Annotated in this window: 7 protein-coding genes; all 7 read right to left on the bottom strand. The window is 57.0% G+C overall.

Annotated features, from left to right (window positions below):
• Nucleotides 1-127 precede the first annotated feature (127 nt).
• The gene (locus tag RX972_RS03365) at nucleotides 128-679 is read right to left on the bottom strand and encodes a DUF6990 domain-containing protein (RefSeq protein ID WP_316872549.1); all 552 of its coding nucleotides are present in this window, start codon (nucleotides 677-679) and stop codon (nucleotides 128-130) included.
• Nucleotides 679-9048 carry a hemagglutinin repeat-containing protein gene (locus RX972_RS03360; protein WP_316872548.1) on the bottom strand — a complete coding sequence of 2790 codons (8370 nt, stop codon included), beginning with the start codon at nucleotides 9046-9048 and terminating at the stop codon, nucleotides 679-681. The genes RX972_RS03365 and RX972_RS03360 overlap by 1 nt, the downstream gene beginning before the upstream one ends.
• 32 nt (nucleotides 9049-9080) lie before the next feature.
• Nucleotides 9081-10802: a ShlB/FhaC/HecB family hemolysin secretion/activation protein gene (locus RX972_RS03355; RefSeq protein ID WP_099268414.1), complete on the bottom strand. Its 1722-nt coding sequence runs from the start codon at nucleotides 10800-10802 to the stop codon at nucleotides 9081-9083.
• A 432-nt stretch (nucleotides 10803-11234) separates the two neighbouring features.
• Nucleotides 11235-12194, bottom strand: coding sequence for a zinc-binding alcohol dehydrogenase family protein (locus RX972_RS03350; RefSeq protein WP_027902223.1), 960 nt, complete (start codon nucleotides 12192-12194; stop codon nucleotides 11235-11237).
• 30 nt (nucleotides 12195-12224) lie between these two features.
• The gene (locus RX972_RS03345) at nucleotides 12225-12398 is read right to left on the bottom strand and encodes a DUF1427 family protein (protein WP_255881215.1); all 174 of its coding nucleotides are present in this window, start codon (nucleotides 12396-12398) and stop codon (nucleotides 12225-12227) included.
• Nucleotides 12399-12818: 420 nt separating this feature from the next.
• A complete protein-coding gene (locus RX972_RS03340) occupies nucleotides 12819-13592 on the bottom strand; it encodes a helix-turn-helix transcriptional regulator (protein ID WP_316872547.1) in 774 nt (257 codons plus the stop codon).
• Nucleotides 13593-13777: 185 nt separating this feature from the next.
• Complete coding sequence (locus RX972_RS03335; protein ID WP_316872546.1) at nucleotides 13778-15064, bottom strand: OprD family porin; 1287 nt, start codon at nucleotides 15062-15064, stop codon at nucleotides 13778-13780.
• Nucleotides 15065-15628 lie beyond the last annotated feature (564 nt).

Genomic DNA, 15628 nt, shown 5'->3' with positions numbered 1-15628 from the left:
AGAGATCCAATACTACCATCCAACAACAAATCGCCCCCAAGAACTAAGGATGAGACTTTTTTAAGTAAAGCGGAATACAACACCGGCCCAAGGCCGGTGTCAAAGGTGTGTAGCGCTCAAGAAAAATCTATTTTGCAATTTTGGCTTTCAAGACTGCTCGATCAATCATGGCATCAGTAATGTAAGGTACAAAACCTAGCCTATCTCCCACCTCAAAGCTTTTCTTGTAACCGTCCAATCGTTCAACGTCACCAGCTATTGCCAATGCAGCCAAGTGCCGAAGGGGCATCGCGCCTTTACTGTCAGTGGGCAGATTTCTATAGAACATCAGGCCGGACTCAATGTTTTGAGAGCGTGCCCAAGATATGGCGCTCTCAGACATCCTGAGAACATCATCACTGGAAAATTTAGGCAACTTCTCCGGAGGCTCATTACTTACTATTATTGGCGAATACCCACTCCCCTCTCCCCGCACAAAAGCAACAGTCTCCGAGAATTCTCTGGTCGAAACCGATGGCATAAGTGACGCCCGAAAATGGTCCGAGCGTTTCCTCACAGATGGGATTATTTGAACTTTAATCCCATCAACATCTATCACGCAAAAATAATCCCCGACTTCATCCTTGCTGCAAACCCAACCCTGCTCTATCAAGGTTGAAACCACATCTTTTTCTTCCATCACTTAGCACCTGGGAAATTCATTATCTCAATAGGGATACCGTTAGGATAACCTTGGTCCTTTAGAGGTACGCCTGGTATCAGGCCGAAACTTTCGGCAACCTGCCCTCTTGGAATTGAAGTCCCATCTTTTATTTGAGGGAAAATTTCTGACTGACGAATACTTAAGTCCGCGTTCCCTGTCTTAACCTCAATAATTCTCAGGGTTCCATCAGGTGCTTCGGCCACGATATCTGGCCTACAACGACCAGTTCCGCAGGAGCTGCCGAATGATATTTCCTTTTCGCTGACTCTGAACCCTTGAGAAGAAAGTTGATCCTTTATGTCTTCCACCATGTTCAAGTGATGGTCATAGTGATCTTTTATGGTGACTTTCGGAGCTGTTGCAGTGCCTTTTGGACCCCCACGCCCGATAACCTCAGGCCCTTTTTTCGGAGCATCAACCGAAACAACCGTACGCTCACCTGCAGATTTACGTTTTTGAATCACTCCTGTCAAGATTGACGCTGTGAACTGCCCACCGCCAATCAGGTACTGTTCAAACTCATCAGTATCGGAAAGTTCCTTGCCCTCCATGGCGTCTGCGACACGCTTGCCGACCGCATCGGTATAAGCTGCAATCGTTTCTTCAAGCTTTTTGCCCTGCGGGGTTTCACCGACAGCTTTGGAAATAGCCAGTTGCAGCAACCCTTTGGGGCCTTGCGTGAGCGCCACCATCACTGTCACCGCTTCTTGCTGCTCGGGATGATCCTTGATGTACTGTTTTATCGATGACATTGAGCGCAAGGTGTTCTGCGCGAGGTTTAGTGTCTCTTCATCTTCTTCGGTAATATGCGTGGATTTTAAGACTACGAGGTTTGGGTTTTTGGTCTGGTTTATAGCTTGCAGAGTGGTGTCGAGGTCCTCGACTGGTTTCAAGTCGATCTCGGCCATACTTGCGACTTCAGCCACGACAGATTCTTGAAACGCAGGGTCAGCCAAAGTTTTCATGGCCTGACTGCGGCTCATTCCCCCCTGAAGCAACAAGTCCATGGTGTTTTCTGCGAACTTTTCGCCCATCAGATTGGCAGCACCGGCGTCCATTTTTCTGCCGAAGGTGCTTTCAGCCTTATTGACTACTCGAGTGAGACCTCGAGCCGCTTCCTTAAAATTCTGTTGAGCCGTTTCGTCATAGTTCCGAAGCTGGTTCGTCCACTCCTTGACCGTCACCACCGGACTCAGCACTGCGTCGGTAGAAGACTTGGTCACATACAAATCAGTCCGATGCTCTTCGTCCCGCGTAATCTCTGACGCCTTGCTCACATCCCGATTCAGGCCAGCAGTCGAGTCCTTGCCAGTAACGGCGTCCTGACGGACGATGATGTCACCGGCGCCAATCGTGCCTCGGACCATTTGCTGTCGGTCTTTTTCGTAGTTGTAGCCTTCGACGCTCCAGCCATTCGCGCCTGAATTACCTTTACCCACCTGGCTGGAGTCTTGTTGTGCCTGGCCTCCTTCGAGGCCGTAGCTGCCGCCCACATTGAGGTAGTAGGAGCGCTCTTTGTCCTGACCGGCGATGTCACTGAAGCCCAATGTGCCGGTATCCAGTTTCAGGTTGCCGGTGTTGGACGCGATGAGTGCGCCGTCGAGCTGGGTATGCTCACCTGTTTTGATGTCGAGTTTGTCTTGCGCGGTGATAGAGGTCTGATTGCCGACCCAGTTGGTTTTGCCGTCGGTTTTGCCGTAGCCCACGGAGCCACTAACCGATGCGCCGAAGCCAACAACAACGGTCGCGCTGACATCGAACTGCTTGCCGCTTGCCTTCCCGGTGTCGGGAACTGACGAGACGCTGAGGTTGCGACCCACGTTGCCAGTCACGTCTTTACCGCTTAGCTGAGCGCCAGCGATTGTCGTGTCTCGGCCACTTTCAAACCCGAGCTGATTGCCCGCGAGAAGATAAGCCCCCTGTTGCTGTTTGCCCTCACGATCCAGTTCGCCTCGACCGATGTTTACGCTGGCATAGAAGCCGATCCCGCTAGGGCCGACAGCGATACCACCCTCAGCGCCGCCGCTGTGGCGGTCATCCTGGCTGGAGGACTCATTCTGGGCGGCACGAATAGTGAGGTCGTTGGCGGCCTTGAGGTAAAAGTTTCTGACTGCTGCGGCCTGAGTTCCGATCAGTGCGAGGTCGCGACGGGCTTCAAGATTGATGTCACGGCCAGCCTTGAGTTGCGAAGCCTGGGACGTGCCCTGCATGCCTTCCTGCGTTGCAATACCGGTGCTGCCGCCGATGCCGATCTTGAAGCCGCCAGTGGTGCCGCCTTTGAGCCCACCTTTGCTTTGGGTCTGTTCACCCTCGCTGTCCTGGCTGCCTTTGGCGACGTCGAAGGTGACGTCCCGACCCTGGACGTTGATGTCACGGCCTGCCTGGAAATTACTGCCACGGACAGTGACGTCATTGCCAGCAAGCACGCTGATGTCGTTGCCCGCGACCATTGTTGAGCCGCGGTTACTGTTAATAACCTGGCTTACCGACTGACTCTGGCTGGAGTTGCCAATGCTGCCGTCAGCGGTCGGGCCGGAGAAGAACTGGTTCACACCGTCTACGGCCTTCAAGGTGCTAGAGGCTTTGCTGGTGTTGTCCTCGCCTTTACCTGCGCCGTTAACGGCGTCAACCATGTTGCCGTAGTTGTAGCTGACAGTAGTGGTCGTACCGCTGCGCTTGGCACTTTGGCTGCTGGCACTTTCGCTGCGCTCACCGGCTGCATCGATCGTTATGTCGCGACCGGCCTGCAGAGCGATGTCATTTTTAGCGTAGAGGTCTGATCCTCGCTGAGTGATATCGCGCCCGGAATTGACGACGATATCCTGACCCGCATCAATGTGGCTGGCGGCTGCGAATTGCTGCGATTCTCGGTTTTTGTTCTTGAGCGTTTCCTGGCCCACGAACGTGGTATAGCCGTTTCGGTCAGCATCTTGCTTGAGACCGAAGCTTTTCTTGGTTTCCCAGCTCGAGGTCTGCTGCTGACTGTTGCTGGCCAGCACGTTCGTGTCACGGCCAGCGTTCAGGTTGACCGTACGGCCAGCCCCCACATCGCTACCCACTACATTTATGTCGCGAGCGGCATCAATGTTGACGTCTCGTTGAGCGCCAACATAACTGCCGGCACTGGTCGAACTGGTGACTTCGCGACCTGCCTTTTTAGAAGAGCTGAGGGTGATATCGCCGCCCCACGACGGTGTGCCAACCATCAGTCCAAATGCGTCGCCCCCCGACAAACCAAACTTTTTCTTGTACTGCTCGGTCATGCTGTAAGCAGTGTTCTGGGCAGAATCCAAGCGGACATCACCCGTATCTTTCACTAACCCGGCTCGCAACTCGGCATCGTTACCTGCCGCGGCGCTACTGGCCCGCAGACTCAGGTCATTACCTGTCGCGATGATCAAATCATTGCCCGCCTCAAGCTCACTACCTGCTTGAGTCGCAGTGGTTTGCAGCTGGGTTTTGCCGCTCTTGGAAAGGCCCAGGAAACCAGACTTGGTTTTCTTGCTGTACGAGCCAGCTTCCTCGACACCCGATGTGATCGATACGTCGTTAGTGGCGCCGAGCAGCAGATCGTTACCCGCTTTGAGCTGACTGCCCACGATAGCTACATCGCGACCACCATTGATACTCACTGCACCTTTGGCGTCCTGGCTGGCGTTGACCGTCAGGTCGTTACCAGCCTCAATGACGGAGTCAACATTCGTCGAGTTGTAGCTTTCGGTTTCACGGGTGCTGCTGCGGCCAAATGAGCCGGTCTTCTTTTTCTTGAAGTACGAATAGGCTTCGTCTTGAGCCGATGCAATTACGACGTCCTGCCCGGCATCAAGACTTACATTACCGCCACCGTTGACACGACTGCCAATGATGCCGAGGTCAGTGCCTGCGCCAAGAGCGACGTTCTGACCCGCCTTAAGCACACTCGACACCTGGCTCACATGATCTTCCTGAGCCTTAACCTTTTTGCTCTTGCTGTACGAATGCTGCTCCTCGGCCGCGGAGGCGATGGTGAGGTTTTCGGCAGCGTCCAGGGTCAGGTTACGCTTGGCGCTGATCTGGCTGGCGACGGCGCTGATGTTGCGGGCGGCGACGACCTGGAAGTCGCGACCGGCTTCTACGACAGAACCGTATTGGGTGATGTTCTGGCGGGTCGAACGCGTGCCGACGGCGCCGCTGTTTTCTTGTTGGACGGAGACGATGTTGACGTCGCGACCGGCCTGAATGGTGGTGTCGCCGCCACTTTTGATCACGCTGCCGACGTTGTTGACGTCGCGTTTGGCTTGCATCGTCAGGGTGTCGGCAGCTTCGATGCGAGCTGCGCTGTTGACGAACTGGGTGCGCTCGGAGCGGTAACCGCTGTCGCTTTGGTGCGTGGTGACGCTGCGCTCGTTGAGCAGGTCGCCATTGACGGCGACGAGTTCGACGTTGCGCCCGGCGATCACACCGCCTGCGGTGTTGGTCAGGTTGTTGTTGGCGCGCATTTGCAGCAGGTTGCCCGCTTCGACCAGGCCTGAGTTGGTGAGGTTGCCGCCAGCGCTGACACCGAGGTTGTTGGTGGCGCGCAGGGTGCCGCTGTTGTTGAGGTTCTGGCCGCTGATCAGGGAGACGTCGTTGCCGGTGATCAATGCGCCGTTGGGGGCCAGACGGTTATTGGCCTGGGCCATGTACAGGACAGGCACGAGTACTTTTTGACCCGAGACTTCGTGCTGTTCCATCCACACGATGTCGTGGGTCAGCGCTGCGACTTGCTCGCCGGTCAGGCTTACGCCCACCGACAGATTGAGGGCGTCCTTGCTGGCGATGGCGTTGTCCATCAGGTATTTGAACAGGCCTGCATCGCTGGTCTGGCCGTCAATGAAACGCTGGCCGGTGCGGGCGATGACGGCTTGCTGGATCAGCTTCTGCTCGTAGTAACCATCACCCAGACGTTTCTGGGCTTCGTCCGGGTTGTAGCCCAGCTTGTCGAGCATGTAATCCGAGCTCAGGAAGCGGCCCAGATTGGTAAACGCCGGATCGCTTTCGATCAAATATTTTTGCGGGTTGGAGGCGAACTGGCTGGTGGGCAGCTGGAAGCCGGGCAGGTTTATCGGGTTGACCGCTTGCTGACCCAGGTCCGGTGCCAGTTGAGGATTAAGCGCGCCGACGGTGGAGTAACCCGGCTCGCTGGTGTCGGTTTTTGCGCCGCTGCCCACGTAGGTGTAGCCACCGCGCACGACGGAGTTGTCGATGCCGTTTTTGGCCTGAACGTTGACTGCGCCGCCCGCCTGAATGATGGCCGAGTAGCTTTGGTCAGGTGCTGCCAGTTGGGTAGTTTTCGCGAAGTCGGGCTTTTCGCCTTCAGTGCGACCGATGAAGGTGGCAAGCGCGGCTTCAAGACCGCCCAAATCATTTTTGTTGTAACCGGGGCTGTCGATTGAGTATTTCTGGGTAAAGGCACTGGCCAGTCGGCGCATGAAACCAGGGCTACGGGTTCGCTCTGTTACAAAAACACGGTCGGTCTGGGTGTCGTGGGTTTCAATCGCGGTGTTGGTGAGATCATCAAAGATGGCCGTGAGGTTGCCTCCGGCAGCGATGCTACTGCTGCTGTTGAGCAGACTCCCGCCAGTGAGCAGCATGCTGCCGCCGGAGGTGATGCTTGACGCGGCGCTGGCTTCGGTAACGGCCAGATGATCACGCTGGCTGATCAGGAAAGGCCGGTTCTGTTTGCCCCCCTCACAGTCGCCAGCCGTTTGCCCTTCGATACACGCGGTAGGCGTAATCGAGGCGCTGTAGATTCCCGACTCGACCGTCAGAATGGTCCGGATGTTCTTGATGGTGCTCGCAGCCAGGCTCAGAGTGCCGTCGGCCTGGATGTTCGAGGAGCTATTAGTGATGCTGGTGGCTAGCCCGCCCAGACCGTCACGATCGACAAGCAAGTTGCCCATCGCGTAGATGTCTGATGCAACGTTATTCAGTTCATCAACCTGCAGGCTGATATTGCCGCCGCTGAAAATCAGCGCATGGTCGTTGAGCAGGCTGCCAGTGCTGACCGTCAACACTTGGCCTGCAGCCAGGGTGCCGAGGTTGCTGACACGGGGGGCGTTGACGCCCACGCTGGTTGCCGAGGTGATGCGACCGCTGTTGGTCAACTGATCAGTGAGGGACAGATCCACGCGGCCATCGCTGGCAATGACGCCGTTGGTTGACCAGTTAGCGCCTCTGCCGACGAAGCTGTTGGTCCCCAGAAGTTGACCCGTTGCGGTTTGCTGGAAGTTGCCGACATCGAGCGTCAGGTTGGCAGCCTGAATCACGCTGCTGTTGGTCCAGGCGGCTTTGTTGAACGTCAAACCACCCCGCGTGACCAGGCTGCCACCCGCGTTGTCGAGGGCCAGCCCGGAGACATCCAGTGCGCCGGTGCCAACATGCAGAATGCTGCCGTTGAGGTTCTGGAAGCTGCCAGCGGCGAGGCTCAGGTCAGTGTTGGCGGACTCAAGTGCGCCACCGGTGTTATCCAGCAAGCCAGCAATGGCGAAGCGACTGTTACCTGTAAGCCCAAGGGAACGAATCTGCCCGTTGGTGTTGTCCAGGGTGGACGCGCTGATATCCAGGGTTGAGCCACTTTCGATGAGGCCTGCGCGGTTGTTGATTGCACCTGCGCGGATGGTCATCCCTCCGCCGCTGCTGATGTAACCGTCCGAACCGTTGAGCAGACTGTCGGCCGTCAGCGTCATGCCTCCATCGCTGAGCAGTTGGCCGTTGTTCTGGTTATCGAGTAACGAGGTCGTGGCGATCAACGTCTGACCGGCCGCGAAGATGCCGCCATTGTTGGCCAGCGATTGACCAGCCGTTGCAGACAGGTTGCGGCTGGCGATCACACTGCCGGTGTTGGTGACGGTTTGGCCATTGAGGCTGATGTCGCCGTTAGCATTGCGGGAGTTATCCGCGTTGACGCCCGCCTGCAAGGTGCCGCTGTTGTCCACGACCTGCGAGGCGTTGGCCGTGAGGTTGCGGCTGGCAACCACATTGCCCGTATTGGTGATTGATGCTCCGGCGAGGCCGACATTGCCGGTATCGGCGGCGCTGTTGGCAGCGGTGGTGGCCTGGATCGCGCCACTGTTTGTCAGCGATTGTTCCGCGGTGGCGCTGAGGTTGCGGGTGGCGACAACGTTGCCGGTGTTGTTGATCGTTTTGCCATTCAGGCTGACGTCACCGGTGGCATTGCGGGTGTTGTCAGGGTTGATGCCCGCCTGGACAGTGCCGCTGTTGGTCAACTGACCGCCACTGCTCAGTGTGATGCGGTCACGGGCGGCCAGTACCTTCTGGTTCTTGAGGCTGCCACGGGTTTGCACGTTTGCCGAAGTACCGGCGTAGATCGAGTCCTGTGCATCAAGACTGGCAGCATTGACGTTGACGGCGCCGCTGGCGGCTGCCTTGGCCATGGTCAAATGGCCGTTGGCGTCGATTTGCATGTCGCCGCCGCTGGCAGCCATATCGCCAGCCAGTTTTACCCCGACACCTTTCTCGGTGCCGACCAGTTTGATGGTGTTGGCGTACATGCCGCCCAGTGCCGACGAGTCAATCGCCAACGCTGGTTTTTCGGCGTCGTTGCCCGCACGTGCAGTGGTGGCCAGGGTGTCAGCATTAACGTCATTGGCGCCCGCGACGACGTTCAGCTGTTTCGCGTAAATGTTGGCGTTGATTTTTGCCGAACGGGTGATGATGTCGAACTGATCGACATTGTCGGCGTTGAGGCCATCGCCTTCGATGTTGACACTGCCGCCATCGACCTCGAAACGATCAAGCTTGCCATTCCCATCCAGCACTGGCTTACCGGTGCTGAGGGTCACACGAGGCGTGTTGATGAAGCCGCAGCCGTTACAGGTCACACCGTAAGGGTTGGCAATAATGACCCGCGCCGACTTGCCTGCGACTTCGGTGTAGCCATTGAGCTGGCTGGCGCTGCCGCCGTTGACTTCGTTAAGGATGACGCCTGCTGCTTTGCCGCCCAACTGGCTGTTGCCGTTGATATAACCCGCCAACTGAGTCTTCTGTGCAGCACTGGTGGAGTTGTTGAGAATCACGCCTTCCTTGCCGACGTTGTAATCCTTGAACTGGTTATGAGACAGCCCCGCCGCATTGGGGGCCGCAATATTGATCACCGGGACGCCATTCGCGGCCTGCCCCACGCTGGTGTTGGTGCCGCCGCTGACTGCAACTCCGCCCGCCGCCTGCGCCCAGATCGGCTGCCAGAACATGACGTTGACCATCAGCAACGCCAACGCACGCTTGGACACGCCTAAAAAGCGCTTGCGTGGCTTCAACTCAGCAGAAGGTTGGCGGGCCAGAAGTGCAAATTGATGAACGTCCATTTTCGAAGTCTCGCGGCAACAAATTTGATTAATTAGAGAAACAGGTCGACCTGGAAGTAGATCGGGGCTTCGCGCTCGGTGAGCACGCTTGGGCGCTCCAGCGAATGGGCGAACGTCACGCTGGCGCTGACGTGCTCGCCTCTGGCAAACAACTGCAAAGAGTTACTTGATACGCGGCCGTTGAAACCACCGCTGTAGCGGTCATTACTGACCACACCCTGGTCGTAACCGACGCTGGTGCCGTACTGGCTAAAGGCGGGGCGCAGCCAGTCCAGCGTCACAGGCCGCGTCCAGCGCAGCTCGTTACGCCAGTAGCCGCCACTGGAGCCGGACAGGAATTGATCTTTGTAGCCGCGCACGGAAGAGCTGCCACCGACGCTGATACGTTGCGAGCTGAACAACACGTCTTCACTGCGCTGCCCCGTCGCAAGGCTGCTGAAACTGAAGGACTCGCCCAGCCAGTTGAACGGCAGCAGATAACTCGCGGTGGCGGTGTATTTGCGATAGCGCGGCGTGGGAGTCAGGTTGCCCAATTCGTCGCGCCGTTGATCATCCTGTTGCGCATCCAGTGCGCCGATGCCCTGCTGCATGCCAAGGTCAAGGTTGACGAAAGAGTTGCCGATCCGCCGACCGTGGTTGATACCGAACTGCGCTTCCGTAATCCGGTTGCTGCTGCCCTCAAGTCGGGCGTCGTCGATGTAGTTGTTGGTGCGCAAATGAGCCAGCCCGGCACTGACCGAGGTTTTGCTGACGGCGTCGCGGTGGATCAGACGCTCGGCGAGAAATTGGTGATTCTGGCTGTCGCCGCTCTGTTTGAAGCTGAAACCATCACCTTGGGCCTGCGAGCGATAGTCGCTCTGGCTGTAGGTGTAACTGAAGTTCCACCAGCCATACGGAACGTTGTAATAGAGCATGCCGTTTTTAGAGGTGGACTGATGATCACTGACAACATCGTGTCCGCCACGCACAATCAGCTGGTCGGCGATGCCCAGCGGACTGTCCCACTCAAGCCCGGCATTGACCTGCTGTTCGCCGGTACTTTTCTGCCCATCGTTGTTGCGCGACAGGCTTGCACGCCAAGGCTTCTGTGGCTCGTTGCGCACCAGTACGTCACTGCCACCCACCTCGTTACCTGGCGCCAGCTCCATCTGAGCCTGTCTGGACGGCAATCGATTGAGCTGGTCCACCAGTTGCTCGATTTCGCGAAGATTCAGGACCTCGCCTGTCGCGCCCGGAAACGCCATCGCCAGTTCGCGCTCAGATACCGTGCTGCCTGGCGCGCCTTTCAGGCTTTCAAGCTTGCCTTCCACCACCAGTACCGTCAGGTGCCCTTTGGACAGGTCCTGTTGTGGCAAATACGCACGACTGGTGACCAGCCCTTGATCGAGGTAGTAATTGGTAATGGCCTTGAGCAGCTCGTTCAAATCAGCCACGGCCAGGCAGCGATCCATATAGGGCTTGAGCAGCCGATCGCGATCAACACCACCCAGGCGCTCGGCCCCCTGAAGCTCAATGGTTTTGATCGGGAAGCAGCGCGCATCCTCGGGCGAAGCCGGTTTAGCCTGCTCAGCGCTGGAGCCGGGCAGCTCCTTGAGCTCCTTGAGTCGGCGTTGCTGTTCTTCAATCAGCCGGTTCTGTCGATCACGAATCAGGTCCTGATCGCCCGGGGTCGGCACAGTCGCGCCAAAAACAGGCGAGCCGATAGCAAACAATAAGGCGCACGAATGCAGCCACGTCCGTGGGGAGGCAAACATAAACATTCCATCGATATGTCTCAGGCATGGGAAGTGCCCGAGCAGGAAGAAGAAACAGCAACCGCGAAGTGGAAGCTTAGATACCGGCTAGATGCCAGCTGATAGCAGCAAAGTGCCAGCAATCGTTGGCAAATTTAACAAGGTGTATCAATGCTGAAACAGACCCCTCATTCGAAGAAAGTTCCTACAAGGGGAAAATTTTGTGATGGGGGTCACTAAAAAGGTGGGGGATTTCGCGCAACTCGCAATTCATGGCGTTGAATCGGTTTTAGCGGGGTGACGATCCGGATTGCTCGCGATAGCATCTGTTCAGTCGATAATTTCGACGACCAAAAACTCGAATCGCGAGCAAGCTCACTCCTACAGATCCAATGTTTGTCGCAAGACAGTGCAGCGCCATGAACGGTCTTGCGCTTGCTGATCAAAGTCGCCTTACGGCAACAAAATTACTTTCTCCCCCGCGCCCTCATTAACCTCTTCGTACCGCGCCGGCCCTTCGCCCAATGGTGACTCGACCAAACCTGTCGGCAGCGGCAAGCTGCCTTCGTCGAAGAATCGACCGAACTGGTCGAGCATCTTCGCGCAGGCCTGGCAGTCGTAAAGCAGCGAGTTGATCCCCACCACCGAGCCGCCTTTACGGTACAGCGCCAATGAAGGCAGTTGCACATGGCCGTCCAAGGGTGCCGCGATGATGGCGATACGGCCGAAGGTTGCCAGCGCAGGCACCGCAGCTGGAAGCCAGAAGCCGGTGGTGTCGAAAATCACATCGGCACCGCTCTGGAAAATTCCATTGACCTGCGCCGCCAGCTCTTCAGGCTTGCCCAGCACAATGCCGTCGAAGCCTTGCTCTTGCAGCGTGGCAATGTGTTCCGGACGACGAACTGCGCCGAGTACACGAGCGCCGAGAATCCTGCCCAGCGCCAAAGCCGCACTGCCCACAGCACCGTTAGCCCCGATGACCAGCAAGCGAGTATCGGCATTGACCAGACTGCGCTGCAAGGCATCCCATGCAGTGGTGTAAGGCACGCCAAGGCTGGCGGCCTGACTGAAGTTCAGCGCCTTGGGTTTGAGCGCAACGCCCTTGGCGGGCAAGGTCAAAAACTGAGCGTGAGAGCCGTCGCGGAAGAAGCCTGGTTCTTTACCGGTACCCCACACTTCCCGTCCCAACAGGTCGTCAGGGCCTTCAATGACAACGCCCGAAAAGTCCCGCCCCGGCACCCGCGGCAAGGTGGTGTAGGGAAAACGCCCAAGTACGTTCTTCACATCACTGGGGTTCAGGCCTGCGGCTTTGATCTCAATCAGCACTTCATTCTGTGCGGGCACAGGTGTGGGTAAGTCGACATATTGCAGAGCGGCGAGATCGCCGGTTCGGGAGAACTGCAGGGCTTTCATGGAAGCCTCCATTGAGTAGGAAATGAATGATCAGGAAAGCCAGGTGGCAACCAGTTGCCTGCCCATTGGCCACAGCTTTTCGCCCAGCAACATGCCGGTCAGGCCAACGAGTGCGACAGCGGGCGGTGCGGGCGAGCGGAAATCAAGCGCGCCGTAAAGCAGGCCTACGGCGATGCCAATGAAGATGGAGATGAGGTAACTCATGGTGAACCCCGTGCATAAATTGCTCATGCACGCAGTTTAGGGACGGGAGAAAAAAGCTATCGGCCAAGGACTTCTGAATATCGGTCAGGGTGGATGCAAACACAGTTCCATGTGCGGTGCTTGCCCGCGATTAGGCTGGACGCGGTTCACCCTGGATCGCGTCTAGCCTTATCGCGGGCAAGCCCAGCTCCTATCAAACATCACTCCAATAATGGATTTGAAACGCGGACCTTGTAGGAGCTAACTTGTTGGCGAAGCGGAATTTCTGACGATGCGGGTCCGACGTCTCGCCAACAAGTTGGCTCCTACAGGTCACCCGTTTGCTGCGCGACAGCGCGGTGTCAGGGATACCGGGACCACTCCCACAAAAAAACCGCATTTATTCAGTTATTCATATGTTGTTTGATCGGTGCTGCGTGGCTATCGGTCACCCGCAGAATACTGAGAAGGCGCCACACCCAACTCGCGCTTGAACATGTCGCTGAAGCTGCTGGGCGAATAACCCAAGGATCGCGCGATGGTGCTGACCGGTACGCCCTGAATGATTTCGGCCACCGCGGTCGCCAGTTGCACCTGACGACGCCACTCAGCGAAGCCCATCCCTAATGAGCCCTGAAACAGGCGCGCCAGGGTTCTTACACTGGCCCCGGCAGTCTCAGCATGTCGCTCGAACGGTATGTCCAGTGACGGCTCGCTCATGACCGCCTGGCAGATACTCAGCAAGCGCCGGTCCGAGTTGTCCGGCATCGGGATTTTCAGAATCGAACGCTTTGCGCGTTGCAACTCCAGAAGCGCCAGGCTTACCAGCGCGTCGTAATAGTCCGACTCTTGATCATCGGCCTGAGCGACCAACCCCAGAATCAGCTCGCGCAACAGACGGCCCACTTCAAAGACCTGCACGGTTTTTTCCAGCGTATCGGCGATGGCCGGGCGCAGGTAGATGTTGCGCATCTCCAGATCAGTGACGACGCGAATGCCATGTATCACGCCCGGCGGCAGCCACACTGCACGTTGTGGCGGCACGACTAAAGCTTCCAGTGGCGTTTCCACCCACATCACCCCGGAGGTGGCGTACAGCACCTGACCCCATACATGCTCATGAGGCTCGATAAAACGCCCACGCGGATAGGTACGCGCCAGAGGTTGCACGGGCACGGCAGCATCAGAAAGGTCGGGAGGTGCAGCGAGGGCCATGAAAGTGACCGAGTCAGGCTGAGGTGGAGCACATAGTAGCCGGACCTGAAGCCCAATCAATTGTGGGAGCGAATTCATTCGCGAAAGCTGTATCACTGCAGACGCAATTTGCGCTGAATGTACTGGCCTCTTCGCGAATGAATTCGCTCCCACCGGTCGTGCGTTTACAACCAGATTGCGCGGTATCAGAAAACGTTGATCGGGTAGTCAACGAAGATACGCGTTTCGTTGCCGTTAACGTTGTAACCGCTTGCGTTATCAGACACCCGCAGGAACGAGTTGCGCAGACGCAGGGACAAGTCCTTGGCCGGGCCGCTCTGTACCACGTAAGTCAGCTGGCTGAAGATTTCGCGCTCAGTGCCATTGCCACGGTCAGTGCCGTCATCGATGTTGCTGCCGCGCACATAGGCCGCTTTGTAGCTCAGACCTGGAGCAACCAGACCGGACAGGTCAATGCCGTAGGCTGCTTGCCACGAGCGCTCGTCCTTACCGTTGAAGTCAGACCAGTACGAGTTGGCCAGATAGATGGTGTTACCGCCATCACCGTAGCCGCCGTCGTTTTGGTAGCCGCTGTAGTTGTAGCCGGTTTCGCCGGTGCTGCGCTGGTGAGCCAGGGTGAAGGAGTGAATGCCCACAGCCCAGGTCGCCGCGAGGCTCCAGATCTTGTTGTCACGCTCACCAGCCTGGGTGGACGTCGAGAAGTCCTTGTCCATCCTGGTTTTGTAGCCGTTGAAGTCGAACGTCAACGACTGGTCAGGTGCCAACGCAAACACGTAGTTCAGGTTCACGTACTGCTTCTTGAATACGTCCTCGTTGTCGGAGGCGTAGAACGCGGCAGTGAACTCGTCGGTGAACTTGTAGCTGGCGCCGTAAACGTTGATGCTTTTCAGGCCACCGCTGTCACGCCCTTCGGCAGACTTGCGGGCTTCCTGAGTGAAGCGACCCACGTTGACCTCCAGACCATCAATCTCTTTGGAAGTGATCAACGTGCCCGTGAAGCTTTCTGGCAACAGACGACCGTTGTCATAGCTCAGCACTGGCAGTGCTGGCATTTGATCGCCGTACTTGATGACAGTGTTGGAGATACGCGCCTTGACTGCGGCACCCGCACGAGCGAGGTCATCAGCAGCCACGCCGCTGTCGCCTTGCTTGAAGAAGTCGATACCGGGAGCGCCACTGCGGCCTTTGCCGCCGTCCAGACGAATGCCGTAGAGCGCGAATGCATCAACGCCCACGCCAACGGTGCCTTGGGTGAAACCGGAGGCGAATGCGCCGGTGAAAGCCTGGCCCCACTCGGCACGATCAGAGTTTGGCTCACGCTTTTTGTAATCGCGATTGATGTAAGCGTTGCGCAGTGCAAGATTCAGGTGGCTGTCTTCAACGAAGCCTTTGGAGTCTGCCTGGCTGTCAGCCATGACCTGGCCAGCACTGATCAGACCCAGTGCAAGCAAACTAATCCGTTTGTTAAGCATTTCCAGTTGTCCTTTTTCTGCTGATTTGATCGCGCACTGTGGCGACAACCCAAGGGGTGTCTGCGGCTTCCGAATGTCATATTCGTGAAGCCCGCACGAAATCATCGCAGTGGACTACTGATGCACGTACATGGCGCAATGGCCACAGGCGGAGGACGCAAATCGTATCCGCCGGTCATAAAACTGTCAATTTGCGAAACTTTCTATGCTTATAACTGTCTCGTAGGACCGCTTTTGGAGGGGCTTTCATCCTTGAGTACGCTCAAAAGCGCTTCAAGTTCGGCTTCATTGAAGAGCCCCGCGGGGTAGCGCTGCAGAAGCATCTGCCTCACATCCGGGCGTTGAGGTTTGCGCATACTGGTCGTCCTTAACCAGTCAGCCATCATCTGGCGCGCTTCGCTACTAGCAGACAAATTACGAGCGCGATGCTCTAGACCTGCGTTCATAGGACAACCTCTTAAGTCGTGAGGGGCTCAATGTACTGACCCTTTGTGACAGAAAGGCTAAGTGGAGAACGTTTCAAAACCGGCCGTCGCCCCATCCAGAAGGCAAGACGTCAGAAAC

The organism is Pseudomonas syringae group sp. J309-1, from assembly GCF_032582135.1.
GTDB classification, from domain to species: Bacteria; Pseudomonadota; Gammaproteobacteria; order Pseudomonadales; family Pseudomonadaceae; genus Aquipseudomonas; species Aquipseudomonas quasicaspiana.
This window is presented reverse-complemented; position numbering and strand designations above follow the sequence as displayed.

What these genes read in the sequence shown, in the direction of transcription:
- RX972_RS03365 (WP_316872549.1), bottom strand. Translation starts at nt 679, where the DNA reads ATGGAAGAAAAAGATGTGGTTTCAACCTTGATAGAGCAGGGTTGGGTT.
- RX972_RS03360 (WP_316872548.1), bottom strand. Translation starts at nt 9,048, where the DNA reads ATGGACGTTCATCAATTTGCACTTCTGGCCCGCCAACCTTCTGCTGAG.
- RX972_RS03355 (WP_099268414.1), bottom strand. Translation starts at nt 10,802, where the DNA reads ATGTTTGCCTCCCCACGGACGTGGCTGCATTCGTGCGCCTTATTGTTT.
- RX972_RS03350 (WP_027902223.1), bottom strand. Translation starts at nt 12,194, where the DNA reads ATGAAAGCCCTGCAGTTCTCCCGAACCGGCGATCTCGCCGCTCTGCAA.
- RX972_RS03345 (WP_255881215.1), bottom strand. Translation starts at nt 12,398, where the DNA reads ATGAGTTACCTCATCTCCATCTTCATTGGCATCGCCGTAGGCCTGCTT.
- RX972_RS03340 (WP_316872547.1), bottom strand. Translation starts at nt 13,592, where the DNA reads ATGGCCCTCGCTGCACCTCCCGACCTTTCTGATGCTGCCGTGCCCGTG.
- RX972_RS03335 (WP_316872546.1), bottom strand. Translation starts at nt 15,064, where the DNA reads ATGCTTAACAAACGGATTAGTTTGCTTGCACTGGGTCTGATCAGTGCT.